This is a genomic window from Curvibacter lanceolatus ATCC 14669, assembly GCF_000381265.1.
GTDB classification, from domain to species: domain Bacteria; phylum Pseudomonadota; class Gammaproteobacteria; order Burkholderiales; family Burkholderiaceae_C; genus Curvibacter; species Curvibacter lanceolatus.
This window is the reverse complement of the sequence record NZ_KB906253.1, coordinates 508,668-532,798: the sequence shown is the minus strand read 5'-3', so window position 1 is coordinate 532,798 and position 24,131 is coordinate 508,668. Positions and strand designations below refer to the sequence as shown.

Here is a 24,131-nt window from a genome sequence, read left to right as displayed (position 1 = left end):
CCATGCTGGACCTCAACGACGTTGCCACCTTCATCCAGGTCGTGCGCTGCGGCAGCTTTGCCGAGGCTTCGCGGCGCCTGGGTGTTCCGCCCAGCACGCTCAGCCGCCGCGTGCAACTGCTGGAGGCACAGCTCGGCACCCGGTTGATGCAACGCTCCACGCGCCACCTGGCCCTGACGCAGGCAGGCCAGGCTTTCCATGACCGCTGTGCCGGCGCGGTAGACGGCTTGTTCGATGCCGGCGCCACGCTGACGGCCGATGGGCAAGAGCCCAGCGGGCTGGTGCGGGTCGCGGCACCCGCCGACTTCTTCGACTTTTTTCAGATGGAATGGCTGAGCGAGTTTCTGCAGGCCCACCCCAAAGTCCGGGTTGACTTTGCACTCAGTGATGCACGCGCCGACCTCATCGCCGAGCGCATCGATGTGGCCATTCGGGGCGGGGTGCTGGAAGACTCCAGCCTGTACGCCCGCAAGGTGCTCGACGCGGGCCTGGACAGCCTGGTGGCCAGCCCGGCCTACCTGCAATCCCGGGGCGCACCGGCGAGCTTGGCGGAGCTTCAACAGCACGACTGCCTGGGCTTCAGCCACAGCAGCGGTGAGGCCCGCTGGTGCCTGACCGGACCCGATGGACAAGAAACAGAGGTGTCTGTGAAGGGCCGCTTCAGTGGCAACACCGTACAGGCCTTGCGCAAGGCAGCGCTGGCCGGCCTGGGCATTGCGCTGTTGCCCGCCACGCTGACGCGCCGCGACCTGCGCGCCGGCCTGCTGCTGCCGGTGCTGCCCGACCACCACCGCCTCGGGCACGGCGTGCACCTGGTGTACCCGAGTCGGCAGCACCTGCCGAGCGCCGTGTCGGCCTTCATTGAGCTGATGCTTGAAAAACTGGGCGGGGTTGAAGAGCTTCCAGCATCGGTCTGTACCGCGACCTGATGGCTGCAGCAGGCGCGCCCGCCTCGATCGGCCCGCCCCCTACCCCGCCTGATGAAACACCAGATCCTCCACCCGCCGCCCCTGCACCAGGTGCTCTTCGATGATGCGGTCCATGTTCTCGGGGGTGACGTTGTAGTACCAGGTGCCGTCGGGTTGCACGCACAGCACGGGGCCGCCCTTGCAGGCGGCAAAGCAGCTCACGCGGCTGCGCTTCACGCGCAGTTCGCCGCTGTCCAGGCCGGCGGCCTTGAACTTGGTGCCCAGGCTGTCGTACAGGTCTTGCGATTCGCCACCGGGGCTGCAGCGGGGGCCGGTGCAGATCAGCAGGTGGCGCTTGTAGTTGCCGATCTTGGGTTTGACGACGGCGGGGCTGGCCGAGTCAACGCTTTGGGCCGTGGTGTCCTGGTCGGTGGGGCTGCTCATGCTTCGCTTTCTTCAGCGGGGGCCGGGGTGCTGGGCGCTTCGGGCGGGTGTTGCAGGGTGTCGCGGATGTAGTCCGCCGGCAGGCGGTGCAGCGCTGCCAGGGCTTCGATGCTGACGCCGGCCTGGTGCTCGGCCTGCAGCGATTCGAGCCAGCCCAGCAGGCCGGTGGAGAGCGAGCGGCCGGCCTTCTCGCCGGCGCGGGTGCTGCCGCCGTCGTCCATGTCGTATTTGTTGGCGTAGCCGCGCGGGGTGACCATCAGGCCGTGGCGCACAAAGGTGTTGCTGTTGCCGATCAGCACGGTGCTGAGCATGCCGATGTCGGCCTCGGCCATCTGGTCCAGGGTGGTGAAGACGATGTTCTCGCGGCGGCGGTAGGCGCTCTTGACGATGGCCACCGGGGTGTCGGCGCGGCGATGGCGCAGAAACAGGCGCTGCGCCTCGACGATCTGGCGCGTGCGACGGCCGCTCTTGGGGTTGTACAGGGCCACCACAAAATCGGCCATGGCCACTGCGTCAAGCCGGCGCGCGATGGTGGGCCAGGGCGTGAGCAGGTCCGACAGCGAGATGGCGCAGAAATCGTGCGTGAGCGGCGCGCCCACGCGGGCTGCACAGCTGTTGAGGGCCGAGGCACCGGGCACGATTTCGAGCTGCACCGGGTCGTCGGGCGTCCAGCCGGCCTGAAACAACACCTCGTAGGTGGGGCCGGCCATGCCGTACACGCCGGCATCGCCCGAGGAGATCAGGGCCACTTTTTTGCCGGCGCGGGCGCATTCGAGCGCGCTGATGGCACGGTCCAGCTCCTCGGTCATCGACTTGCGGATGATCTCTTTGCCCTCCAGCAGGTCGGCCACCAGCTTGATGTAGGTGACATAGCCGATCACCACATCGGCCTCGGCAATGGCCGAGCGGGCGCGGGCCGTCATGTGTTCGACGCTGCCGGGGCCGATGCCCACCAGCATGATCTTGCCGGTGCCGGTGCTGCTACCTGTGCTTCTACCAGGTTCGGTGGGGGTGGGTTCAGGGTTCATGGTCAGGGTTCTCAGGCAGAGGGTGTTGTGTTCATGAGCGCCACCGAGACGGTGGCGTTGCGGCCGTCGGGGCCGCAGTGCTTGTGTTTTTCGAGCAGCAGGGCCGGCGTGGGCGGGCCGGGCCAGCCCGCGGCCAGCAGGGCCGCGGCCTCGCTGACCGAGGGGGTGCCGGTGTAGCGGCGCACGGTTTCTGAGGGGTTGGGCACGGGCACGGAGGCCAGCACCTCGGGCGGGTGAAAGCGCAGCGCCCAGCCCTGCTCGGCCGCCAGCGCCAGCAAGCCGGCCTCATCGGCCTTGAGGGTGATGCTGGCGGCGGCCTGCACATCGGCCCAGCCGGCACCGGCCTGGGCCAGGGCCGCTTCCACGGCCTGGCGCAGCGTGGCCAGGCTGCAGCCCCGGTCGCAGCCCAGGCCCAGCGCCACGGTGGGATGGCGTCGGGCGCGGTGTGTGGCGTGGGTCATGCGCCCGCCTCCAGTGGCGGGCGGTACACCACCAGGCGCTCGCTCAGTTGGGCCCAGCGCGCCTCGCTCACCTCGGCGTGGGTCACCCACAGCACGGCGGCAAAGCGGCCCAGGTCCACCTCGGCCCACTGGGTAAAGCAGTGGATGTTGGCGGGCAACGGCGTGGACCGGGTCCACCAGTCGGGGCGGCCGGCCTCTTGCACAAAGGCAATCGGCTCGCCATTGACCACATGGGCCGACACCCGGGTGATGTTGATCTTGGGCGCCTCCACGCGCCAGCCCAGGTGGCGGCCCAGGATATCGACCGGCAGGGTGCGGCCCACGTCAGAGGCAGTGGTGAGCACGGGGCTGGCCTGCAGGGCCTCGGCCACGCGCTCGCTCCATTCGTTGGCGCCGCCCACATGGCCCGACAGCACGGGGATCACGTACTGGCCTGCATCGTCCACCACGATCACGCCAGGGTCTTCGTCCTTGCTGCGCAGGTGCGGGGCGATCAGGCGCACCACGGCGCCCAGCGAGACAAAGAACACCAGCTGGTCCCAGCCCGCAAACAGCGGGCCGATCTCGTCGCGCAACGCGCCTTCGTAAGCACGCACGCGGTTGGGCAGCCCGGCAAACTGCGCGGCAAACTTGGCCGAGGTGCAGATGTCGGCCTGCGGCAGGGCCTGGGCCAGGCGGGCCGCCTGGCTGGCGCCATGGCGGGTGATGGCGACCAGGCACAGGCGCACCTCTTCGGTGGCCTGGGCGGGTGCCGACAACACCACGGGGGGTTGAGCGTTGGGGATGGGTTCGGTCATGTGGGATCCAGCAGTGAGGGGGTGGCCGGTGCGGGCGTGGCACTCTTCTTGAGGCAGCCCTTGATGCGTTCGCCGCGCACGCGGCCGGGGTTCTTCACCAGCAGCAGCGACAGGTAGCTGACCCGGGTGCCGCGCAGGGCCAGCAGATCAGCACCCGACACGCGGCGCTCATCGGGCGCGCCCACGCGCTCGATGAAGTGCGCGCCGGCCAGCAGGCCACGGCGCTGCAGCCAGTCGAGCAACTCGTCGAGCAAAGGCTTGATCTTCATGAGCACCAGGGTGTCGAAATCAGGCAGCAGGCGGTCCACCGCACTCAGGCCGTAGGCGGCCGGCACGATGGCCACGGTGTCGTCCTGCTCGGCAAAGGGCACGCCAGCCTGGGCACAGGCCGCGGTGAACGAGTTGACGCCCGCCAGCACCTGCACGGGCACCTCGGCATCCAGCGCCTTCACGGTGCGCGCCAGGTGGCCGAAGGTGGCGTAGGTGCTGGCATCGCCCTCCACCAGAAACAGCACGTCGCGCCCGGCCTGCAGCCAGGGCAGCAGCGTGTGGGCGGCCTTGAGCCAGGCGCGGGCCAGCTTCTCGCCGTCGTGCGTCATCGGAAACAGCAGCAGGCTGTGCTGCTCGGGCGGGGCCAGGCCGGCGCGGGTGGCGATGTCGAGCGCGTAGCTGGGGGTTTTGCCACTGCGCGCCGGGTAGGCCCAGGCCACGTCGCGGCGCTGCAGAGCGGCCCAGGCGGCACGGGTGATCAGGCCTGGGTCACCGGGGCCCAGCGAGACGCCCCACAGGGTGCCGCGCCGATGCGATGTCGGCGCGGGCAGCCCGGCCGGTGACAAGGGGGTTGGCTCAGTCATTCAGGGCCTCCTCAGGGTGGGCACGGTGGGCGCAGACCAGCCACACCGGGTTCTCGGCGGCCATGCGGTGCATGTGCAGGATGGGTTTGCTGCGCGCGGCCTGGATCTGCAACACGTCCCAGCCCAGGGTGCCGGGGGCGGCCTGGGCGCTGGCCGCCTGAGTGCTTGCGGCCTGCAATGCGGCGGTGGCGGTGGCCAGGTTCTCCAGGGTCACAAAATTCATCACCAGGTGGCCGCCGGGGCGCAGGCGCTGCAACACCCGGTTGATCAGCTCGGCCAGTTCGCCGCCCGAGCCGCCGATGAACACCGCATCGGGGTCGGGCCAGTCGCCCAGGCCCTCGGGGGCGCGGCCCAACTGCAGGCTGTAGTTGCTCAGGCCGGCGCGGGCGTGGTTGCGGCTGGCAATGGCATGGTCGGCCTCGTTTTTTTCGATGGCCCACACATGGCCGCGCCGGCACAGGCGCGCTGCCTCCAGCCCCACCGAGCCCGAGCCGGCCCCGATGTCCCACACCACGCTGGCCGGGCGCAGCTGCAGGCGGGCCAGGCTCACGGCGCGCACCTCCTGCTTGGTGATCAGGCCCTTGTCGGGCTGGCGCTGCTCGTAAGCGCTGTCGGGCAGGCCCAGGCACGGCAGTTGGGGCGCCGGGCGCAGGCGCCACAGCAGCACCACATTCAGCTCGGCAAAACGCATGGCAGCGGCTTGGGCCGGGCTGAGCTCGGTGTGCAGGCGCTCTTCGGCCTGCAGCAGGTTCTCGGCCACGGCCATCTGGTAGTCATCGCCCAGGCCTTCGGCCAGCAGCAGGCGGGCAATGCGGTCGGGGCTGTTGGCCGGGCTGGTCAGCACCAGCAGGCGGCGCTCGCCGCGCAAGGCCTGGGCCAGCGCGTACAGGCCGTGGCCGGGGGGGCTGCCCACCGCCCACTCGCCGGCGTCCGTGCCGTGCACCGACACGATGCGCGCCTCTTGCCAGGCCAGGCCGATGCGGGCGCAGGCCAGTTGCAGGGTCGACAGGTTGGGCAGGATGTCGAGCGCCTGCACGCACAGGTGCTGCGCCAGGTAGGGTGCGATGCCATGGCACAGCGGGTCACCGGTGGCCAGCACCACGCAGGCCAGATGGGCCTCGCGGGCGGCGCGCACCCAGCCGGGCACGGCCTTGAGCTGGCCGCCCAGGTCGTGCAGCCGGGCCTGGGGCTTGAACTCGTGGCGCAGCAGGGCCAGGGTGCGGGCACCGCCGATCACCACATCGGCCGTGCGCAGGTGGGCCAGCGCGGTGGCGCTGAGGCTGGCCACGCCGTCATCGAGCACGCCGATCACGCGGCAGGGGTTGGGGTCTTTCACAGGGTTCACGAAACGGGGTCCTCATCGGTATCAAGCTCGGGCGCCCGAGGCGGCCTGGCAGGCCTTTCAGCCGCGGGCAGTGCCGGGGGCGACAGCACATCGGCCACCAGCTGGCCGGCAAAGTCGCACACCAGCACGCGCAGCTGAAAGGCGCGGCCATAGCGTTGCGGGTCGCTCAGGGTGTCGATGGCCTTTTGCGCCAACGCCTGGTGAAAAGCCGGGCCCAGGCCGCGCTCCACCATCAGCTCGGCGCCAAAGCGCGCGGTCTCGGCCTGGGCCATGGCCTGGCAGTCGGCCTCGCTGGCACCGATCTCGCGCCCGATCTGGGCCACCAGATCGGTGTCCACCACGTTGCGGTTGGCGTGGGTGATGGTCTCGCCCTGGGCGATCTTGGTGAGCTTGCCCACCATCACGCCCAGCACCACCTGGGGCAGGCCCTGGGCCAGCGCCTCGTCGAGCGCGTAGCGCAAAAAATCGCCCATCTGCACAAAGCAGGCCGCCGGCAGGCCGGGCTGCTCGGCGCGCAGGGTGGCCATGGCAAACGATTCGGTGCGCCCGCCCGTGGTCAAGGCCACCAGGCCGTGGCCCAGCGTGGCCGCCACCTGCACGCCCTGCACCACGCTGGCGCGCCAGGCGGCGGTGGAATACGGGCGCACGATGCCGGTGGTGCCCAGGATGCTGATGCCGCCCAGAATACCCAGGCGCGCGTTGGTGGTCTTCTTGGCCATCTCCTGCCCGCCGGGCACGCTGATGCACACCTCCAACCCGTGCTCGGCCAGCAGGGCCAGGGCCACCTCGCGCAGGTTGTCGGCGATGTTCTGGCGCGGCACCGGGTTGATGGCCGGGCCGCCCACCTCCAGCCCCAGGCCGGGCAAGGTGACGGTGCCCACGCCCTCGCCGGCGCGCCAGTGCAGCACACCGGCCTGGCCGGGCAGCACGCGCAGGTCCACCGTGAGGTGGGCGCCATCGGTGCAGTCGGGGTCGTCGCCGGCAAACTTGACCACCATGGCATGGGCGCTGGCCGCGTCGCAGTGCCCATCGTGCACGGCAAAGCGCACCCGGTCGCCATTGGGCAGCAGGCTTTCCACCGCGTCGGGCACCTGACCGCTCAGCAAGCCCTGCACGGCGGCGCGCGCCGCAGCGGCGGCACAGGCCCCGGTGGTGAAGCCGGTGCGGGTGCCGCGGGGGGCGGTGCTCTTGCCCTCCATCTTGCTGTCCATCGTTCCTGCCATCACGCGGCCCCGGCGGCTTTCTGGCGCGCCTCGGCCAGGGCCAGCAGTGCGTGCAGGGCCGCCACCACCAGGGTCGAGCCGCCCTTGCGGCCGCGGATCACGATCCAGGGCACCTCGTTCAGGCCGGCCATCAGGTCTTTGGATTCGGCTGCGGCCACAAAGCCCACCGGCATGCCCACCACCAGGGCCGGGCGCAGGCCCTCCTCGCGGATCAGGCGCACCAGCTCGATCAGCGCGGTGGGTGCGTTGCCAATGCCCACGATGGCGCCCTGCAGCAGGCCCAATCGCCAGGCCTTGCGCATGGCCTGCACGGCGCGGGTGGTGTCCTGCGCACGCGCCGCCTCGATCACGTCGGCATCGCTGATGAACTGGTGGGTGCGCATGCCGAAGTGGGCCAGGCGCGGCTGCGACAGGCCCGAGCAGATCATCTCGACATCGGCCACCACGGGCGTGCCGCCGCGCAGCATGGCCTGGATGCCGGCCTCCACTGCGGCGGGGTGGAAGTCGGTCAGGCCGTTGAACTCGAAATCGGCATTGGCGTGGATCATGCGGCGCACGATGGGCCACTGGAGCGGGTCGTAGGCGTGCGGGCCCACCTCGGCATCGATGATGGCGAAGCTGTCGTGCTCGATGGCCTGGCCGGCGCGGGTGAGCTGCTCGGTGACGGTATTGACGGTGCTCATGCGGGCTGGGCCTGTTGGGCCTGTTCGGCCTGGTCGACTTGGTCGGGGTTTGCGGCCGGCGTGGCGTGCTCAGGCACGTGGGTGTGCACATGAACGGGCACGGGCACATGGGTGTGCTCGTGCGAGTGGCCGTGGCCCAGGTCGTGCGCGATCTCGCGGTAGCTGCAGCCGTCGCAAGGCAGGCGGCTGTCGGGGGTGCCGGCCAGCAGGTCCAGGGCGCGTTGCTCCAGCAGCTCGAAGATCTCGGGCTCAAAGCCGAAATGCGTGCTGCAGGCCAGGCGCAGTTGCGGGTACTGGCCGCGCAGGTGCTGCACCTGGCGGTGGATGCGCTCCATCAGCGTGCCGGTGTACAGGTAGTAGGGCAGCACCACGATCTGGCCCATGCCCAGCAGCACCTGGCGCTGCACCACGCGCTCCAGGCGCGGCCAGGTGATGCCGGTGAAGGCCAGGTCGACCAACTCGTGGTCGCCCTCCTCCAGCAGCCAGCGCGCCATCTTGGCCATGTCGCCATTGGCACCCCGGTCGGACGAGCCGCGGCCCAGCACGATCACGCCGGTGCTGCGCGGGTCGGGCATGTCCAGGCCCAGCATGGCCTGACGCAGGCGCCGCTTGAGGATGGCCAGGATGGGGTCGCAGGCCGTGAGGTGGGGCGCCAGCAGGATCTGGCTGCCGGGGCAGTGGGCGCGGGCGTGCTCGATGGCCTCGGGGATCTCCATCTTCACGTGGCCGGCGGCGTTCAGGATCAGGGGCAGCACCAGCACCCGGCGGCCGCTTTGCGCGGCGCTCAGCAGGCCGTCGTGCAGCGAGGGCGAGGCGAACTCGATGAAGCACACCTCGATGCGCCACTGCGGGCGGCGCGCGCGCCACTGGGCCACGAAGTCGAGGATCTCGGTGTTGCCGGCGGCCTCGCGGGAGCCGTGGCCGACCAGCAGGATGGTGTCTTCTGAGGTGATGGAAGTGGCGGTTGAGAGGGTGTTCATGCCGTGGCCTTTCGAAAGCGGTGGGTGAAAGTGGGGTCGTAAAGCTTGGAGCGGGCCAGCGTCTCCCAGTCGGCGGCGCCCAGCGTGGGGCTGGCCACCACCATGGCCTGGCTGGCGATGCCGGCCTCGCGGCAGCGCTGCTTGATGTCGGCCAGGGTGCCGCGCACGATGCGCTCCTGCCCCGGCCAGCTGGCCTTGTGCACCACCAGCATGGGCGCGTCTTCAGGCCAGCCGGCAGCCCGCAGACCCGCTTCGATCTTGTGCATCAGGGTGATCGACAGAAAGATGCACAGCGTGCTGCGGTGCGCGGCCAGGGCGGCCAGGTCTTCGCCCTCGGGCATGGGGGTGCGGCCCTCGACGCGGGTGAGGATCACGGTCTGCGTGACCTCGGGCAAGGTCATGGACTCGCCGGCGGCCGCCATCGAGGCCATGGCCGACGACACGCCGGGCACCACGGCCCAGTCGATGCCCAGGGCGGTGAGCGGGCGGGTCATCTCGATCAGGGCGCCGTACAGGCCGGGGTCGCCGGTCTGCAGGCGCACCACGGTGGCGTGGCGCGCGGCCTGCTCGGCCAGCCATTCGCTCATCTGCTCCAGCGTCATGTCCTTGGAGTCGCGCACCAGGCAACCCGCCGGGGCGTACAGGGTGACGGCCTGGTCGACCAGCGAGCCGGCAAACAGCACGGCCCCGGCCTGGGCCAGCAGGCGCTGGCCCTTGAGGGTGATCAGCTCGGGGTCGCCCGGGCCAGCCCCGACAAACCAGACCTTGCCCAGGGGTCGCGGTGCGGGCAGTTGGGGTTCAGTCATGGCAAGCCTTGTTCACGTGAAGAGGTGGTGGGTTGCAACAGGCCAAGCAGCGCTTCGTGGCTGCGCGGCGGCTCGCCCTGCGGGGCCAGGCCCTGCTGCTGCAAGGCCTGGTGCAGCTCCAGCACCCGGGGCAGGGGCTGGCCGGCCTGCCGCCAGGCGGGTGCCTGGCCGGGCAGATCGGCGGCGGGCAGTGAGGCCGTGCAGCGGCCGGCCTGCATCAGGTGCAGGTGGTCGGCCCAGGCATAGGCAAAGTCGATGTCGTGGGTGGACAGCAGCACGGTCACGCCGCGTGCCACCAACGCGTCGAGCAGCGCCGTCAGCGCCTGTTGCATGGGGGCGTCCAGGCCGGCCATGGGCTCGTCGAGCAGCAGCACCTCGGGCTGCATGGCCAGCACGCCGGCCAGGCACACGCGCTTCTTCTGGCCAAAGCTCAGCTGGTGCACCGGGGCCAGGGCATGCGCGCTCAGGCCCACATCGGCCAGCGCAGCGTGCACGCGCTCGCGCACGGTGGCCTCGTCCAGCCCCAGGTTGAGCGGGCCGTAGGACACGTCTTCAAACACCTGGGCCGAGAACAGCTGGTGCTCGGGGTTCTGGAACACCAGCCCCACCCGCTGGCGCAGCGCGCGCAGGCCGGCCCGGCTGGCATCCAGCGGCGTGCCATCGAACAGGATCTGCCCCGCAGCGGGCCGCAGCAGGCCGTTGAGCTGCTGCAGCAAGGTGGTCTTGCCAGCGCCATTGGCGCCCAGCAGCGCATGGCGCCGCCCGCGGGCCAGGCGCAGGCTGCAGTCGTGCAGGCCCTGGGGGCCGTCGGGGTAGCGGTAGGCCACGCCCTGCAGTTCAAAAATCGGCTGTGCCTTGTTCATGCCCACGCCATCCCCCACGTGCAGGCCAACAGGCCCAGCGAGGCCAGCGCCGCCAGCCCGACATCGCGCCGCGCATGGGGATAGACCGGTGGCAGAAAGCGCAGCTCGGCCCCACCGCAGCGCGCATCGGCGCTGGCCTGCAGCACCCGGGCGCGCTGCCACAGCTGCACGGCCTGGTGGCCCAGCAGCAGGGCGATGGATCGCACGGCCTGGGCCCGGCTGGCATAGCCCAGGCGGGCACGCTGGGCACGGCTGGCCTCGTGGAACAAGGCCAGGGCCACAAACAGCAGCCGGTGGCACAGCACCATCAGCTCCAGCAGCAAATCGGGCACGCGCAGGCGGCGCAACAAGGCCATCAGATCGGGCAGCGGTGTGGTCAGCACCAGGCCCAGAAGGGCCGCCAGCGAGGCCAGCGCGCGTGCGCTGGTGCGGGCCGCCAGGGCCAGGGCCTCAGGCGGTAGTTGCACGGTGGGCAGAGCGTGGCCGCCCCAGCCCAGCGACACCGCCATCGACGCGGCCGACAGGGCCAGAAAGCCCAGCGGCGCCCAGGCCGCCCGCAGGTAGGCGCGCCAAGGCACGCCGGCCCCCAGCAGGCACACAGCGACCAGGGCGGCCGCGCAGCCCAGGGCCCGCCCGGGCGTGGCAGCGCCCTGGGCCGCAGCCAGACCGGCCAGCGCCCACAAGCCCTTGGCGGCCGGCGACACACCCCGCCAGCGGTTGGCGTAGGCCCAACGTTCGATCAGCACGGTGCTTCTGCTCGTTGAGTCAGCGCGTTGGGTCGACACGGTCGGCCAGGCTGGCCTGAGCCTGCCGCACCGCACGCTCGCGTGCCACCGACAGCCCCAGCCAGAAGCCGATCACCCCGGCGCCCAGCGCGGCCTGCAGCGCGAACAGCAGCGAGGCGATCTCGTTGCTGGCCGGCTCCAGCACCGGGGTGAACCAGGGCTGGTAATGCGGCGCCAGTTGGGCAATGGCCTGCTGGGCCTGGGCGTCGGCCCCGCCAAAGTGCTCGGCCAGCGCAGCCGCGTCGGTGGGCTGGGCCACCCAGCACAGGGGCAAGGCGGTGATCAGCACCACGGCAGCCAGCAGCATCAGATTGCGCCGGCTCATGCCTGCACCCCACGGCGGGCAAACAGGGACAGGCCCTGCAGTTCGGCCGCATTGAAGCGGGCCATGGCATTGACCACCAGCACGGTGAGCAGCCCTTCGCTGATGGCCAGCGGGATCTGCGTGAGGGCAAAGATGCCGCCAAACTTCAGCAGCGAGGCGGCCACACCACCCACGGGGTCAGGAAAAGCCCAGGCCAGTTGCACCGAGGTGCACAGGTAGGTGGCCAGGTCGCCCAGGCAGGCCGCCAAAAACACCGCGCCCGAGCGCCCCAGGCCGACCCCGCGCGCCAGCCGGAACACCGCGTACGACACCAGCGGCCCCACGATGCCCATCGAAAACAGATTGGCCCCCAGCGTGGTGAGCCCGCCATGCGCCAGCAGCAGGGCCTGGAACAGCAGCACCACCAGCGCGATCGGCACCATGGCCGCCGGGCCGAACAGCATGGCGCCCAGCCCCACCCCGGTGGGGTGCGAGCAGCTGCCCGTGACCGAGGGCAGCTTGAGCGCCGACAGCAAAAAGGCAAAGGCCGCGCTCACGCCGAGCAGCATGCGCTGCTCGGGCTGCGCCTGCACACTGCGCTGCAGCGAGCGCAGGCCCCAGATCACAAAGGGTAAAGAGGCGGCTGACCAGCCCAGCGCGTGCGCTGGCGGCAAAAAGCCTTCCATGATGTGCATTCGAATCCTCCCGTCGAATGGTTCCTGTCAAGGCACCACGCGGAGGATGAAAAAGACGGCCAGACGCCCGCGGACAAGCCGAGGCACGTTGGCTGCAGTTTTCCCGTCACCCCGGGGAATGGTGCTGGCGCTTTTTCGGGCCGGTATTCTGGCTCGCCTTCATCCTTCTCCGCACCTTCCCGTGACATGCACAGTGGTGTGTTGGCGGAGTCGTCTGGCTTACAGCAGCGGGGGCTGCGCCGGAATGGCAGCACAACATGGTTGTGCAGCGTCACCGGCTTCCCGTTTAACGTGCCCCCCGAAGAGGCCACGCACCCGAAGCGGCGATCTTAACTGCGAAATTGAACAGTTCGCCGCACGGATCGGGGGTGGACAGGTCAATCGGCGAAGGCAAAAGCCCTTGGGGCGGGCTGGGTCAAGGCAAGTCCACCGTGCGCCGAGGCATGTCCAGCCCATGCCTTGCCAACATCCGGGCTTCATTGCTATTGGCTGTGATCCGGATCGTCGCATCCGTCGCCAGCCATCGATAAGGAAGGCCGCTCTTTTGCACCGCGACATCAGTGAGCGTGCGCAGAGCGGCAAATTCTGGCGAGTTCAACTTGGCCTTCAGCCAATTCAATTGGGCAATCATCTTGCCAACCTCGCCTGTGCTGCTGGCAGGATGGGGCTCGATCCAGTATGCAGATTCCTCATGGGGCGCAGATTGGATGCCAACCGCAAAATCCCACCGGGCAGCGGCCCCCTCAAGCAACCGGAAGTGCCCGTCGATGTCTGCGCTGTGCGTGAACCGGCTCCCGGTACGGGTGGCGATGCGAGCGCGGTACTGCCCCTCGACGGCCTGCTATCCGAGCGCCACCGGAAGGCCGGCGCTTTGCGCTGCCCTCTCGAACTCTGTGGCTTTGGCGGCAGGCTGGGCTGCTTTCGGGCGGGCCATCAGCGAAGCTCCCCACTGGCGGCAATCTTGCGGGTCGCTCGCTTGGCCTTGATCTTGGCCTGCGCCTTGTTCACGGCGTTCGCAATCGTCGATGTTCACCGTGTTCGGCAAAGAAGACAGAACCTCAGCCCTGGGCTTGACCAGACTGGCCAGACGGGCGATTCACACCCTCGACCTGTGCTGAAGGTTCGCTGGACTGCTTGTATTCGGGAACCACCACCACCCGGTTGCGCCCCTGGTGCTTGGCGTCATAAAGGGCCTGATCGCTGAGGGCGATCATGGCCTCGGCGGCGGTGGGGCCCTCGGTGGGGATGGCGGCATGCACACCGATGCTGATCGTCACCGGGATGCTCACGCCGTTGACCACCATGGGCTGCTCACCCACGGCCCGGCGGATGCCCTCGGCCACCGCCTGCGCGCCCTCGGCGGTGGTGGCCGGCAGCAGGGCCAGGAACTCTTCGCCGCCAAAGCGGGCCAGCAGGTCGGCCCCGCGCAGGCGGGCCTGGGCGCGCTGCGCCACCTGGCGCAGCACCTCGTCGCCCACCAGGTGGCCGTGCTGGTCGTTCACCACCTTGAAGTGGTCGATGTCGAGCATCAGCAGGGCCAGAGGGCTGCGGCGGCGCCGGGCCAAGGCCAGGTGGTGCTCCATGAGTTCCATCAAAGCCAGACGGTTGTACAGGCCCGTCAGGCGATCATGGCTGGCCAGCTCGTGCTGCTGGCCGACGGCGTGCTCCATCTGCATCAGCACATAGCCCATGCTGTTGAGCAGCAAGACCCCCAGAATCGCAAAATAGGTGGCCACCTGCACCTGGGTGGGCACGTTGAACTGGGCATCCCACTCCGAGGCCTCCAGCATGAACAGCGTGCGCAACACCATGGTGGCGCACAAGGTGGAGGTCCCGGCGATCACCACCCAGCGACCCGTGAGCCGGCGTCCGTGCAGGCCAGGCGCCCAGGCCTGCGACAGCAGCACCAGGGCCATCATGGCCTGCAGCCCGGCCACCAGCACATTGCGCCAGCGGTCGTCGTGCAGCAGGGCCACCGCAGCCAGCATGTTCAAGGCCGCCGGTACCCAGACCACCCAAGGCGGCGGGCTGCGGCTGCGCCCACGCTGGAACGCCATCAGCGCCAAGGTGTGGATGACCAGACTGAGCGCCGTGAGCGCATTGGTCAACAGAATGGACAGGCTCAGCCAGCCCGCATCGCGCAGGCCGAAGGCCGGGTATGACAGCGCATTGAGCACCAGACCCAGCCCCCACAGCGACAGGCCCTTGTACCGCCGGCTGCCCCAGGCCACGGCCAGCACTGCGCTGGCCAGGACCCCGCTGGCCAAGGTAAGCGCCACAAGCAGGGTGGGCAGGTGCAGGGTCATGGGTCAGGTGCTCATGTGGGTCATTGAAGCCACACCGAAACCAGACCTGGCCGTTTGGGCCACAGCAGGGCTGTTGATGGAGGGCATCTCAGGCGGCCTCGAAAGAAAATTCGCCATGGCTCAGGAGTTCAACGCAGATGTCGGCGGCCTGTGGGTCATAGAGGCGCCCCCGCCCGCTCTGGATTTCAGCCAACGCGGCCGCCACACCCAGACCCGCACGGTAGGGGCGATCCAGACACATGGCCTCAACCACATCGGCCACCGCCAGGATGCGGGCTCCGAGAATGATCTGATCCTGTGCCAGGCCCAAAGGGTAGCCACTGCCATCCAGGCGTTCGTGGTGCTGCAGCACCATGTCGGCGATCGGCCAGGGAAACGCGATGTCCTTGAGAATGTCATGACCCGCCTGAGGGTGACGCCGCAGTACCTGGTACTCGTCCTCGGTCAGGCGGCCGGGTTTGGCGAGAATCGCCTCGGGCACCTGGATCTTGCCGATGTCATGCACGATGCCAGCCAGGTGGATGCCCTGCACCTCGTGATCCGACAGGCCCATGCGGCGCGCCATGGCCACAGCGAGCGAGGCCACCCGCCGCTGGTGGCCTGCGGTGTAGGGGTCGCGAAATTCGACCGTGGTGGCCACCGCCTGCACCGTGGCTTCCAGCACACCCTCCAGGCGCCGCTGGGTCTGCACATGGGCTTGCTGGACGCGGCGTGAATGGATGCCAAAGGCCAGGTCAGCCGCCAACTCACCGAGCAGGCTCACCTCCTGTTCATTGAAGGCATCAGGCGCCGCCGAGTAGATGGTCAGGGCACCCAGGGTCTGGCCGTCCACCATCAGCGGGAATGCCGCACTGGAACGGAAGCCATGAGCCAGCGCCGCCACGCGCCAGGGGGCCATCTTGTTCTCGGTGGCGAATTCCCGGTTGATCTGGGGCTGGCCCAGCCGGATGGACATGCCTGTGGGACCCTGCCCCAGGGCGTTGTCGCCCCAGCTGATCTGAGCCGCTTTCAGGTAGCCGGCGTTGACACCGAACTGGGCGATCAGGCGCACCGACTTTTCGGCATCGTGCTCGGCAAACCCCACCCAGGCCAGCCGATAGCCGCCCACCTGGACGACAATGCGGCAGATGTCGTCCAGCAAAGCCGCCTCCTGTTGGCCGCGCACCAGGGCCTGGTTGGATTTGCTCAGCAACTGCAGGGCTCGGTTCAGGCGCACCACGTTGTTGTTGGAGGCCAGGGCTGCGGCCATGTCATCAAAGGCTGCAGCCAGCGCCCCCACCTCCCCCGGCTGGGGCGCGAGCTCCGTGCGCGCCAGGTGATTGCCGGCCCCCAACTCGCGGGCGGCCAGACCGATCCGGCGCAAGGGGCGTATCAACCAGTGCTCGCCCCCCCACCAGGCCACGGCAAAGGCGACCAACACCAACAGCGCGGCCAGAGACAGGTCCATCACCATCTGACGATCCGCAGCGGCGGTGATGTCGGCCTGCCTTTGCCCGACGAAGAAATAGACCGGACCGGCCAAGGTCTCCGCAAACCGGTAGAGGGTGAGCAAGCGACGCTCCCCGTCGGGAAACACCAGGCTGACCGCCGCACCCGGGCCTTGCTGGCGCAGTTGCTCGAAGGCCGCAGGCTCGAACACCTCGTCTCCCTGCTGGGAGGCGGGCTGGGGCCGACGTGTGATGACCCGGCCATGAGCATCGACCAGGCCCGCCATGGATGGCCCAGCTGCCCGGCTGCCAGGCAGCTCACGGGTCACCCAGCTCAAGTCCATGGCCACCACGATCAAGCCTTGAACCCGGCCCTGTGCGTCCGCAATGCGCTGCGCAACCGGCAACACATGTTTGCCAGTGAACCCGCCCACCTGAGCCGCCCCGACCACCGGCTTGTCCTGCACCAAAGCCCGCGGCATGAAGGAGCGGTTGGCGATGTTGAGGGCCTGGGCTCCCCGGACAAGGTGGCACCGGGTATCCCCGTTGGGCAAGGCCAAAAAGACATTGGCCACCTGCGGATCCTGGGACACCAGCGCCGCCAGCCGGCGGTCACATTGGGGGTCGTTGATCAGCGTGCTCAGATCGACCGCCTGGCTCAACAGGCCGAGCAGGCGCTGGGTGTTTTCAAACCCCAGCCTTTGCCGATCGGCCATGGCCGTTGACAGCACATCTTGCTGCGCCATGGCCGCAGCGACGTCGGCAGCTCGACGATCCAGGGCCCGGTAGACCGATGCAGACAACAACACCGCACAGGTGCACAGCAAAAGGAACAGAAAACGCCAACGGATGCTGAGCAAGTTAAGTGGCAATCGCATCAGCAGTCGCATCAACCCGCCTCCAGTCTTTGACATGCCAGCAGTTCAAGCGCCCCCTGTGCTGCCATCGCGCTCAGGCCGAAGACTGCACCCAGTCCCGGGCTTCGGTCAGGGTGGCAAACAGCAGGATGGGCGGCATCTGGGTGATCTGGTCGTACTTGCGGGCCATGGCGATGATGACCGGGTCCGACGTGACCGCCAGGATGCGGTACTTGGGGTTGACGAAGGTGGCCCCGATGTTGATCGCGGCCGTGTCCAGGATGCCGCCCTCGCCCATGGTGAAGGCTTCGGTTTCGGAGAAATCGTTGATCGTGTAGCGGATGTTCTCGAAGCGCGGATCGCTGTGGAACTGGCCCACTGACGACAGAAACTCGTCAGCCGTGACGATGCCCCAGAAACGTTTGTGGATACCTTGGGGTTCGCGGATGATTTCGTAGGGCATGGTCGAAAAACTGCAAATCTGATCGTATGGACGCGCTGACAGCGCCTATCGGTCGCTATTTGACCATGAACGGACCAGGGGCAGCGGCCTGCCCCCGCCCCTCACCCGTCAATCAGCGCCGGGTCCCAGGCAAACACGGTCTGCTGTTGGGTGCCCAGCTTCTCGATGCCCAGCGTCATCACGTCGCCGGGGCGCAGGAACTGCGCGGCCGGCTTCTTGCCCATGCCCACGCCGGGCGGGGTGCCGGTGGTGATCAGGTCGCCGGGATCCAGGGTCATGAAGCGGCTCAGGTAGCTGACCAGCTGGGCCACGGTGAAGATCATGGTGCGGGTGTTGCCGGTCTGCTGGCGCTGGCCGTTCACATCGAGCCATAGGGCCAAGTTCTGCGGGTCGCCCACTTCGTCGGCGCTGACCAGCCAGGGGCCGATGGGGCCGAAGGTGTCGCAGCCCTTGCCCTTGTCCCAGGTGCCGCCGCGCTCCAGCTGGTATTCGCGCTCGGAGATGTCGTTGATGGTGCAGTAGCCGGCCACGTGCTTCAGGGCCTCAGCCTCGCTCACGTAGCGGGCACGGCTGCCGATCACCACGCCCAGCTCCACCTCCCAGTCGCTCTTGACCGAGCCCTGGGGCAGCACCACGGGGTGGTTGCAGCCCACGGCGCTGTTCACGGTCTTGGTGAAGACGATGGGCTCTTGCGGGATGGGCATGTTGGCCTCGGCCGCATGGTCGGCGTAGTTCAGGCCGATGGCAATGAACTTGCCCATGCCGGTCCAGGGCACGGCCAGCCGGCCCTGGGGCACGATGGGCAGGGTGCTGGCGCCCAGGCCGGCCAGGGCGGCCAGGCCGGCGGGCGACAGGGTGGCCGGGCCGATGTCGGTCAGCACGGCGCTGAGGTCTCGCAGGGTGCCATCGCTGTGCAGCAGGGCGGGCTTCTCTTGGCCCTTGAGGCCGTGGCGGAGCAGTTTCATGGATGAAGATTCCGGGTGTAGAAGAAGGGAAAGACTCAGTTCGACCAGCCGCCGTCGATGACCTGGGCCGTGCCGGTGGTGAAGGACGACTCGTCGCTGGCCAGGTACACCGCCAGCGCGGCGATCTCTTCGGCCCGGCCCAGGCGGCCCATGGGCTGGCGCTCGACAAAGCCGGCCTCGACCTGGGCCAGGCTCTGGCCGCTGGCCTGGGCCTGGGCCTGGATGCGCTCCTGCAGCGAGGGCGACATGACGGTGCCGGGGCAGATGGCGTTGCAGCGGATGCCCTGCCCCACAAAATCGGCCGCCACCGATTTGGTCAGCCCCACCACCGCGGCCTTCGTGGTGCCATAGACAAAGCGGCGCGGCGCGCCCTTGATGCTGCCGGCCACCGAGGACACATTGATGATGGAACCACGCCCCTGCGCCAGCATGCCGGGCAGGAAGGCGCGGATGGTGCGCCACTGCGAGCGCACGTTGAGGTCGAAGGCAAAGTCCCACTCCTCGTCGGTGCAGTCGAGCAGGGTGCCGGCGTGCACAAAGCCCGCGCCGTTGAACAGCACATCCACCGGGCCCAGTTCGGCCGCCACGGCCTGCACGGCCTCGGGGCGGGTCACGTCCAGCACGCGGGTGGTGCAGCCGATCTGCTGCTGCAAGGCGGCCAGGGCCTGGGCGTTGATGTCGGTGGCGATCACGCGCGCGCCTTCGGCCGCAAAGGCCACGGCGGTGGCGCGGCCGATGCCCTGGCCGGCGGCGGTCAAAAAGGCGGTCTTGCCAGCAAGTCGTTGGGTCATGGTGGGACAGCTCCTGGGGTTGAAAGAGAGAGGCGAGGCGGAAAAGCTCAATCACGCGCCCGGATGGGCCTGGCCGGGCTTGACCGGCGCTCAGGCCGTGAACCAGCGCAACGGCGCCAGCACGGTCTGTGGGAAGGCCACCATGACGAACATCACTGCGAACTCGGCCACCATGAAGGGCCAGACGCCCCGGGTCACCTCGTCCATCTTCATGCGCCCCACCCCGGCCACCACGTTCAGGATGGTGCCCACGGGCGGGGTGATCAGGCCGATCGAGTTGTTGATGATGAACAGCACGCCAAAGTAGACGGGGTCGATGCCGGCGGCCTTGATCACGGGCATCAGCACCGGGGTCAGGATCAGGATGGTGGGGGTCATGTCCATGGCCGTGCCCACCAGCATCACCAGCACCATGATGGCCACCAGCAGCAAGGTCTGGTTGCCCATGAAGGGCTTGAGCAACTCGACCATCTGGGTGGGCAGGTTGGCCACCGTGATCAGCCACGACGACACCATGGCCGCGGCCACCAGGAACATCACCACCGCGGTGGTCTTGGCCGCCGTGGTGAAGATGGGCAGCAGGGCCGACAGGGGCAGCTCGCGGTAGATCACGCCGGCCACGAACAGCGAGTACACCGCCGCCACCACGGCCGCCTCGGTGGGCGTGAACACGCCCATGCGCAAGCCCACCAGGATGAACACCGGCAGCGTCAGCGCCCAGGCCGACTCGCGGGCAGCGCGCCAGATCTCGGCCTTGGTTTTCTTCTCGGGCAGGGCCAGTTGCTCCTTGCGGCCCACCCACCACCAGGTGAGGGCCAGGCCGGCACCGATCATGATGCCGGGGAAGATGCCCGCGATGAACAGCTTGCTGATCGACACATTGGCCGTCACGCCGAAGATCACAAAGCCGATGCTGGGCGGGATGATGGGACCGATCACCCCCGAGGCGGCAATCAGCCCGCCCGACACCTCTTTCTTGTGCCCGGCCTTGACCATCATGGGCAGCAGCAGCGCCGTCAGGGCGGCCGCATCGGCCACGGCCGAGCCCGACAGCGAGGACAGCAGGCAGGCCGCCAGGATCACCACATAGCCCAGCCCGCCCTTCACATGGCCCACCAGGGCCAGGGCAAAGTTGACGATGCGCTGCGACAGGCCGCCCACGTTCATGATTTCGCCCGCCAGCATGAAGAAGGGCACGGCCAGCAACGGAAAGCTGTCGGCCCCGTTGATGAAGTTCTGCGCCAGGATCTGGGCGTCGAACAGGTCCAGTTGCCACATCAGTCCGACGCCGCTGGCCAGCAGGGCGTAGGCGATCGGGATGCCCAGGGCCATGGCGCCCACCAGGCCGCCGAGAAATATCAATACGGTCATGTTCTTGTCTCCGGTGTTGTTCTTGGTCTTGGTCGCGGCGCGACGGCTCAGCGGCCCGAGTGGGGCAGCGGCTTGTCACCCAAAGGGGAATGACTGGCTCCGTGGCCGGCCGCGTTCTCGCGCGCCAGTTCGGCCTGCAGGGCTTCGAGCTCGCCCTGCTCCTCGGACTCCTTGATCATCACCAGCTCGGCCTCGCTGAGCTGGCCGGTCAGCACGCGCAGCAGTTGCAGCACGATGAGCCCGGCCGCACACACCGAGAACACCACGCCCGAGGCATAGAAGATGGCGGTCGAGGCGCCGGTGACGGGGGCTTCAACGTCCCAGTTGATCACGGTCTGCTGCCAGCTGCCCTGAAAGAACAGCCAGGTGATGTAGAGCATCAGCACCTGCCCCAGCACCATGCACGCCTTCTTGCCTGCCACCGGCAGGCGCGACACCAGCATGTCGGTGCCCAGGTGGGCGTTTTCCTTGATCGCGCTGACGGCGCCCAGAAAGGTGATCCAGACAAAGAGCCAGCGCGACAGCTCTTCGCTGACGGCGATGCCCGAATTGAAGGCGTAGCGCAGCACCACGTTGCCGAACACCAGCACCACCATCACGGCCAGGGCCAGCGCGATGAGCAGGTTGATGAACCGGCAGTAACGATCGATGAGGGTATTGAGCATGTTGTTGTCTCCTTGGGTGGCTGGGCCACCGTGGCTTGTTTTTTGAGTTCAACCGTCTCGTCAGGCCGGGTTCACAGCGCCCTGCCCTGCAGCAGGCCGCGCGCGGCCAGGTTGGCGATGAAGGCGCGCAGGCCGAAGCGCCAGGGGGCGGCGGTTTCGCTGTGCGCGACCCGGTTGTGCAAGGCCCCCAGCCAGGCGCTCTGGATGGTGACCACATCGCCCAGCCTGTGGGTGAAGCCGCCGCCGGGCTGGTCGCGGTCCTCGATGGGCGCGAACAAGGTGCCCAGGAACAGCATGAAGCCGTCTGGGTACTGGTGGGCGGCCAGGGTCTGGGCCACCAGATCGGCCGGGTCGCGGCTGATGCTGGCCATGGTGTTGATACCGCGCAGCTCGTAGCCCTCGGGCCCGGTCACGCGCAGGTTAACGGTCTCGCGGCGCACCTGGTCCAGGCCGAAGCCGGCATCGAACAGGCGGATGAAGGGCCCCATGGCGCACGAGGCGTTGTTGTCCTTGGCCTTGCCCAGCAGCAGCGCGCTGCGGCCCTCGATGTCGCGCAGGTTGACGTCATTGCCCAGGGTGGCGCCCACGATGGCGCCACGGCTGTTGACGGCCAGCACCACCTCGGGCTCGGGGTTGTTCCAGGCCGAGTCGGCGCGGATGCCGATCTCCTCGCCCGTGCCCACCGAGGCCAGCACCGGGGCCTTGGTGAACACCTCGGCATCGGGGCCGATGCCCACCTCCAGGTACTGCGACCACAGGCCTTTGTCCTGCAGCAAAGCCTTGAGTGCCATGGCCTGCTCCGAGCCGGGGCGGATGTCGGCCAGGCTCTCGCCGATCAGGCCGACCACCTGGCTGCGCAGGCCCTGGGCGCGGCGGGCGTCGCCACGGGCCTGCTCCTCGATCACGCGCTCGATGAGGCTGGCGGCAAAGGTGACGCCGGCGGCCTTGACCACCTGCAGATCGCAGGGGGCCAGCAACCAGGGGCGGGTGGTGTCGCGCGGGGCCAACTGGCTGTTGTCCAGCAACTCGGCCACGCTGCACACACGCTGGCCCACGCAACCGTGCACGGCCTGGGCCGGGTCGGGCGACTCCAGCAGGGTGCTCATGATGGGAAAGTGCTCGCTCAGGTCGAACACGCCCTCGGGGCGCAGGGCCACCACGGCCGGGCCGCTGAGGTGACCAGGTTGGGCGCCAGGCCACCAGATGCGGCCCACCAGGGTGCCGGCCAGGCCGTCGTCAGGCAGGATTTGGGCGTGCGTTGCCGCACCGGCCGCCGCTGCTTGGGCGGCCGTTGTCGTGGAACTCATGGTCAGGTCCTTGAAGGCTTCAGTGGTTGTGGCGTGGGGTGTGCTCGGAGATCCGGCGGTAGTCCAGCGCAAAGTCGAGCGTGGCGCCGTCCACCAGTTGGCCGGTTTTTTCGCGGTACAGCGCCTCCCAGGGGGATTGGCTGCGCGGCACGGGCGGGGCGGGCAGCTCGCGGCGGCGGCGTTCGATCTCGTCAGGGGCGACCAGGGCGTCGCAGCGGCCGGTGTTGAGGTCGATGCGCAGCACATCGCCGCTTTGCAGCCAGCTCAAGCCCCCGCCCACCGCGCTCTCGGGAGACACGTTGAGGATGGAAGGGCTGTCGGCCGTGCCGGATTGACGTCCGTCCCCCAGCGTGGGCAGGGTGTTGATGCCGCGCCGAATCAACGCATCGGGCGGTTGCATGTTGACCACTTCGGCCGAACCGGGCCAGCCGATGGGGCCGGCACCGCGCATCACCAGGATGCTGCCCTCGTCGATGCCGAGCGCGGGGTCGTTGATGCGGGCATGGTAGTCGTCAGCGCCTTCGAACACCACGGCGCGGGCCTCGAAGATGCCCTCCTGGCCGGGTTGCTGCAGGTAGCGCTGGCGGAAGGCCTCGGAAATCACCGAGGTCTTGAGGATGCCGAAGTCGAACAGATTGCCCGACAGCACCAAAAAGCCGGCCTTCTGCATCAGAGGCTGGGCGAAGGGGAAGATCACCTCGCGGTCGCGGGTTTCACGGCCCTGCAGGTTCTCCGCCAGCGTGCGGCCGGTGACGGTGCGGCAGTCGCCCTGCAGGCGACCGGCCTGCAGCAGCTCCCACATCAGGGCGGGCACGCCCCCGGCGCGGAAGAAGCGTTCGCCCAGGAATTGGCCGGCCGGCTGCATGTTGAGCAGCAGGGGCAGATCGTAGGCATGGGTGGTCCAGTCGCGCGCCTGCAGCTCGACCCCGGCGTGGCGCGCCATGGCCATGATGTGCACCTGCGCGTTGCTGGAGCCGCCGGCCACACTCACCACCGACAGGGCATTGAGAAAGCTCTCGCGGGTGAGCAGCTGCGAGGGGCGCAGGTCTTCATAGGCCATCTCGACGATGCGGCGTCCGGTCTCATACGCCATCTGCCCCCGCTCGCGGTAGGGCGCCGGGATGGCCGCGCAACCCGGCAGCGACAGGCCCAGGGCCTCGGCCACGGCGTTCATGGTGGAGGCCGTGCCCATGGTGTTGCAATGGCCGGCCGAGGGGGCGCTGCTGCAGGCGCGCTGCAAAAACTCTTCCTCGTCGATCTCGCCGGCAGCCAGCTGGCGGCGGCTGCGCCAGATCACGGTGCCCGAGCCCACCAGCTCGCCATCGTGCCAGCCGTCCAGCATGGGGCCGCCCGAGAGCACGATGGCCGGGATGTCCACGGTGGAGGCGGCCATGATGCCGGCCGGGGTGGTCTTGTCGCAGCCCGTGGTCAGCACCACGGCGTCGATGGGGTAGCCATACAGGGTCTCGACCAGGCCCAGGTAGGCCAGGTTGCGGTCGAGTGCGGCAGTGGGGCGGCGGCAGTTCTCGAAGATGGGGTGCACCGGGAACTCCATCGGGATGCCCCCGGCATCGCGGATGCCGTCGCGCACGCGCCGCGCCAGATCGAGGTGGATGCGGTTGCACGGCGACAGGTCGCTGCCGGTCTGGGCGATGCCGATGATGGGCCGGCCCGAGCGCAGCTCTTCGGGCGTGAGCCCGTAGTTCATGAAGCGCTCGAGGTAGAGCGCGGTCATGTCCGAGCGCTCGGGGTCGGCAAACCACTCACGCGAGCGGAAGGGGCGCTTGGCTTTCTTGTCCATGG

At 68.8% G+C, this 24,131-nt stretch carries 25 protein-coding genes and 1 riboswitch; of the genes, 1 reads left to right on the top strand and 24 read right to left on the bottom strand.

Features of this window, described 5'->3' with window-relative positions; genetic code table 11:
• Positions 1-2: 2 nt before the first annotated feature.
• Positions 3-929, top strand: coding sequence for a LysR family transcriptional regulator (locus F624_RS0102540; RefSeq protein ID WP_019572687.1), 927 nt, complete (start codon positions 3-5; stop codon positions 927-929).
• A gap of 39 nt (positions 930-968) precedes the next feature.
• Here F624_RS0102540 and F624_RS0102535 read toward each other — a convergent pair whose 3' ends face one another.
• The 24 genes from F624_RS0102535 to F624_RS0102420 form a co-directional block, all read right to left on the bottom strand.
• Positions 969-1,352 carry a (2Fe-2S) ferredoxin domain-containing protein gene (locus tag F624_RS0102535; RefSeq protein ID WP_019572686.1) on the bottom strand — a complete coding sequence of 128 codons (384 nt, stop codon included), beginning with the start codon at positions 1,350-1,352 and terminating at the stop codon, positions 969-971.
• Positions 1,349-2,380, bottom strand: coding sequence for a precorrin-3B C(17)-methyltransferase (gene cobJ / locus F624_RS0102530; RefSeq protein ID WP_019572685.1), 1,032 nt, complete (start codon positions 2,378-2,380; stop codon positions 1,349-1,351). The genes F624_RS0102535 and cobJ overlap by 4 nt, the downstream gene beginning before the upstream one ends.
• 11 nt (positions 2,381-2,391) lie before the next feature.
• Positions 2,392-2,841 carry a cobalamin biosynthesis protein gene (locus tag F624_RS0102525; protein WP_019572684.1) on the bottom strand — a complete coding sequence of 150 codons (450 nt, stop codon included), beginning with the start codon at positions 2,839-2,841 and terminating at the stop codon, positions 2,392-2,394.
• Positions 2,838-3,638, bottom strand: coding sequence for a cobalamin biosynthesis central domain-containing protein (locus F624_RS0102520; RefSeq protein WP_019572683.1), 801 nt, complete (start codon positions 3,636-3,638; stop codon positions 2,838-2,840). The genes F624_RS0102525 and F624_RS0102520 overlap by 4 nt, the downstream gene beginning before the upstream one ends.
• Positions 3,635-4,492, bottom strand: a complete 858-nt coding sequence (cobI, locus tag F624_RS0102515; protein WP_031253885.1) for a precorrin-2 C(20)-methyltransferase — start codon at positions 4,490-4,492, stop codon at positions 3,635-3,637. Before cobI ends, F624_RS0102520 begins: the two co-directional genes overlap by 4 nt.
• Positions 4,485-5,837: a bifunctional cobalt-precorrin-7 (C(5))-methyltransferase/cobalt-precorrin-6B (C(15))-methyltransferase gene (locus F624_RS0102510; RefSeq protein ID WP_019572681.1), complete on the bottom strand. Its 1,353-nt coding sequence runs from the start codon at positions 5,835-5,837 to the stop codon at positions 4,485-4,487. Before F624_RS0102510 ends, cobI begins: the two co-directional genes overlap by 8 nt.
• Positions 5,834-7,036, bottom strand: coding sequence for a cobalt-precorrin-5B (C(1))-methyltransferase (locus F624_RS0102505; protein ID WP_051107303.1), 1,203 nt, complete (start codon positions 7,034-7,036; stop codon positions 5,834-5,836). The genes F624_RS0102510 and F624_RS0102505 overlap by 4 nt, the downstream gene beginning before the upstream one ends.
• A gap of 23 nt (positions 7,037-7,059) precedes the next feature.
• Positions 7,060-7,743 carry a precorrin-8X methylmutase gene (locus F624_RS0102500; RefSeq protein ID WP_019572679.1) on the bottom strand — a complete coding sequence of 228 codons (684 nt, stop codon included), beginning with the start codon at positions 7,741-7,743 and terminating at the stop codon, positions 7,060-7,062.
• The gene (locus tag F624_RS0102495) at positions 7,740-8,723 is read right to left on the bottom strand and encodes a sirohydrochlorin chelatase (RefSeq protein ID WP_019572678.1); all 984 of its coding nucleotides are present in this window, start codon (positions 8,721-8,723) and stop codon (positions 7,740-7,742) included. Before F624_RS0102495 ends, F624_RS0102500 begins: the two co-directional genes overlap by 4 nt.
• Positions 8,720-9,529: a precorrin-4 C(11)-methyltransferase gene (cobM, locus tag F624_RS0102490; protein ID WP_019572677.1), complete on the bottom strand. Its 810-nt coding sequence runs from the start codon at positions 9,527-9,529 to the stop codon at positions 8,720-8,722. The genes F624_RS0102495 and cobM overlap by 4 nt, the downstream gene beginning before the upstream one ends.
• Positions 9,526-10,392: an energy-coupling factor ABC transporter ATP-binding protein gene (locus F624_RS0102485; protein ID WP_019572676.1), complete on the bottom strand. Its 867-nt coding sequence runs from the start codon at positions 10,390-10,392 to the stop codon at positions 9,526-9,528. The genes cobM and F624_RS0102485 overlap by 4 nt, the downstream gene beginning before the upstream one ends.
• Positions 10,389-11,138 carry a CbiQ family ECF transporter T component gene (locus tag F624_RS0102480; RefSeq protein WP_019572675.1) on the bottom strand — a complete coding sequence of 250 codons (750 nt, stop codon included), beginning with the start codon at positions 11,136-11,138 and terminating at the stop codon, positions 10,389-10,391. Before F624_RS0102480 ends, F624_RS0102485 begins: the two co-directional genes overlap by 4 nt.
• Before the next feature lie 19 nt (positions 11,139-11,157).
• Complete coding sequence (locus tag F624_RS0102475) at positions 11,158-11,502, bottom strand: energy-coupling factor ABC transporter substrate-binding protein (RefSeq protein WP_019572674.1); 345 nt, start codon at positions 11,500-11,502, stop codon at positions 11,158-11,160.
• Positions 11,499-12,176: an energy-coupling factor ABC transporter permease gene (locus F624_RS0102470; RefSeq protein WP_019572673.1), complete on the bottom strand. Its 678-nt coding sequence runs from the start codon at positions 12,174-12,176 to the stop codon at positions 11,499-11,501. The genes F624_RS0102475 and F624_RS0102470 overlap by 4 nt, the downstream gene beginning before the upstream one ends.
• Positions 12,177-12,297: 121 nt before the next feature.
• Positions 12,298-12,510: riboswitch (cobalamin riboswitch) on the bottom strand.
• Between the two features lie 81 nt (positions 12,511-12,591).
• Positions 12,592-12,807 (bottom strand): hypothetical protein, encoded by a 216-nt coding sequence (locus tag F624_RS34640; RefSeq protein WP_157443279.1) that lies wholly within the window; start codon positions 12,805-12,807, stop codon positions 12,592-12,594.
• A gap of 427 nt (positions 12,808-13,234) precedes the next feature.
• On the bottom strand, positions 13,235-14,482 hold the full coding sequence (locus tag F624_RS0102460; RefSeq protein WP_019572671.1) for a GGDEF domain-containing protein: 1,248 nt from the start codon (positions 14,480-14,482) through the stop codon (positions 13,235-13,237).
• A gap of 88 nt (positions 14,483-14,570) precedes the next feature.
• On the bottom strand, positions 14,571-16,787 hold the full coding sequence (locus tag F624_RS33190) for an HD domain-containing phosphohydrolase (RefSeq protein ID WP_169426527.1): 2,217 nt from the start codon (positions 16,785-16,787) through the stop codon (positions 14,571-14,573).
• Between the two features lie 73 nt (positions 16,788-16,860).
• Complete coding sequence (locus F624_RS0102450; RefSeq protein ID WP_019572669.1) at positions 16,861-17,229, bottom strand: hypothetical protein; 369 nt, start codon at positions 17,227-17,229, stop codon at positions 16,861-16,863.
• Between the two features lie 101 nt (positions 17,230-17,330).
• Complete coding sequence (locus F624_RS0102445) at positions 17,331-18,194, bottom strand: fumarylacetoacetate hydrolase family protein (protein WP_019572668.1); 864 nt, start codon at positions 18,192-18,194, stop codon at positions 17,331-17,333.
• A 35-nt stretch (positions 18,195-18,229) separates the two neighbouring features.
• On the bottom strand, positions 18,230-18,985 hold the full coding sequence (locus F624_RS0102440) for an SDR family oxidoreductase (protein WP_019572667.1): 756 nt from the start codon (positions 18,983-18,985) through the stop codon (positions 18,230-18,232).
• Positions 18,986-19,075: 90 nt separating this feature from the next.
• Positions 19,076-20,356, bottom strand: coding sequence for a TRAP transporter large permease subunit (locus F624_RS0102435; RefSeq protein ID WP_031253883.1), 1,281 nt, complete (start codon positions 20,354-20,356; stop codon positions 19,076-19,078).
• A 47-nt stretch (positions 20,357-20,403) separates the two neighbouring features.
• Positions 20,404-21,021: a TRAP transporter small permease gene (locus tag F624_RS0102430; RefSeq protein ID WP_019572665.1), complete on the bottom strand. Its 618-nt coding sequence runs from the start codon at positions 21,019-21,021 to the stop codon at positions 20,404-20,406.
• 71 nt (positions 21,022-21,092) lie between these two features.
• Positions 21,093-22,328, bottom strand: a complete 1,236-nt coding sequence (locus F624_RS0102425) for a fumarylacetoacetate hydrolase family protein (protein ID WP_019572664.1) — start codon at positions 22,326-22,328, stop codon at positions 21,093-21,095.
• 19 nt (positions 22,329-22,347) lie between these two features.
• Entirely contained in the window at positions 22,348-24,129 is a 1,782-nt protein-coding gene (locus F624_RS0102420) for an IlvD/Edd family dehydratase (RefSeq protein WP_019572663.1), read from the bottom strand.
• Positions 24,130-24,131: the final 2 nt, after the last annotated feature.

Excerpts from the sequence above, each read along its gene's own strand:
- F624_RS0102520 (WP_019572683.1), bottom strand. The coding sequence starts at position 3,638 with ATGACCGAACCCATCCCCAACGCTCAACCCCCCGTGGTGTTGTCGGCA.
- F624_RS0102435 (WP_031253883.1), bottom strand. The coding sequence starts at position 20,356 with ATGACCGTATTGATATTTCTCGGCGGCCTGGTGGGCGCCATGGCCCTG.
- F624_RS0102540 (WP_019572687.1), top strand. The coding sequence starts at position 3 with ATGCTGGACCTCAACGACGTTGCCACCTTCATCCAGGTCGTGCGCTGC.
- F624_RS0102475 (WP_019572674.1), bottom strand. The coding sequence starts at position 11,502 with ATGAGCCGGCGCAATCTGATGCTGCTGGCTGCCGTGGTGCTGATCACC.
- F624_RS0102525 (WP_019572684.1), bottom strand. The coding sequence starts at position 2,841 with ATGACCCACGCCACACACCGCGCCCGACGCCATCCCACCGTGGCGCTG.
- cobM (WP_019572677.1), bottom strand. The coding sequence starts at position 9,529 with ATGACTGAACCCCAACTGCCCGCACCGCGACCCCTGGGCAAGGTCTGG.
- F624_RS34640 (WP_157443279.1), bottom strand. The coding sequence starts at position 12,807 with ATGATTGCCCAATTGAATTGGCTGAAGGCCAAGTTGAACTCGCCAGAA.
- F624_RS33190 (WP_169426527.1), bottom strand. The coding sequence starts at position 16,787 with ATGCGATTGCCACTTAACTTGCTCAGCATCCGTTGGCGTTTTCTGTTC.
- F624_RS0102485 (WP_019572676.1), bottom strand. The coding sequence starts at position 10,392 with ATGAACAAGGCACAGCCGATTTTTGAACTGCAGGGCGTGGCCTACCGC.
- F624_RS0102535 (WP_019572686.1), bottom strand. The coding sequence starts at position 1,352 with ATGAGCAGCCCCACCGACCAGGACACCACGGCCCAAAGCGTTGACTCG.
- F624_RS0102460 (WP_019572671.1), bottom strand. The coding sequence starts at position 14,482 with ATGACCCTGCACCTGCCCACCCTGCTTGTGGCGCTTACCTTGGCCAGC.
- F624_RS0102505 (WP_051107303.1), bottom strand. The coding sequence starts at position 7,036 with ATGGAGGGCAAGAGCACCGCCCCCCGCGGCACCCGCACCGGCTTCACC.
- F624_RS0102470 (WP_019572673.1), bottom strand. The coding sequence starts at position 12,176 with ATGCACATCATGGAAGGCTTTTTGCCGCCAGCGCACGCGCTGGGCTGG.
- cobJ (WP_019572685.1), bottom strand. The coding sequence starts at position 2,380 with ATGAACCCTGAACCCACCCCCACCGAACCTGGTAGAAGCACAGGTAGC.
- F624_RS0102440 (WP_019572667.1), bottom strand. The coding sequence starts at position 18,985 with ATGACCCAACGACTTGCTGGCAAGACCGCCTTTTTGACCGCCGCCGGC.
- cobI (WP_031253885.1), bottom strand. The coding sequence starts at position 4,492 with ATGACTGAGCCAACCCCCTTGTCACCGGCCGGGCTGCCCGCGCCGACA.
- F624_RS0102495 (WP_019572678.1), bottom strand. The coding sequence starts at position 8,723 with ATGAACACCCTCTCAACCGCCACTTCCATCACCTCAGAAGACACCATC.
- F624_RS0102500 (WP_019572679.1), bottom strand. The coding sequence starts at position 7,743 with ATGAGCACCGTCAATACCGTCACCGAGCAGCTCACCCGCGCCGGCCAG.
- F624_RS0102430 (WP_019572665.1), bottom strand. The coding sequence starts at position 21,021 with ATGCTCAATACCCTCATCGATCGTTACTGCCGGTTCATCAACCTGCTC.
- F624_RS0102450 (WP_019572669.1), bottom strand. The coding sequence starts at position 17,229 with ATGCCCTACGAAATCATCCGCGAACCCCAAGGTATCCACAAACGTTTC.
- F624_RS0102425 (WP_019572664.1), bottom strand. The coding sequence starts at position 22,328 with ATGAGTTCCACGACAACGGCCGCCCAAGCAGCGGCGGCCGGTGCGGCA.
- F624_RS0102445 (WP_019572668.1), bottom strand. The coding sequence starts at position 18,194 with ATGAAACTGCTCCGCCACGGCCTCAAGGGCCAAGAGAAGCCCGCCCTG.
- F624_RS0102420 (WP_019572663.1), bottom strand. The coding sequence starts at position 24,129 with ATGGACAAGAAAGCCAAGCGCCCCTTCCGCTCGCGTGAGTGGTTTGCC.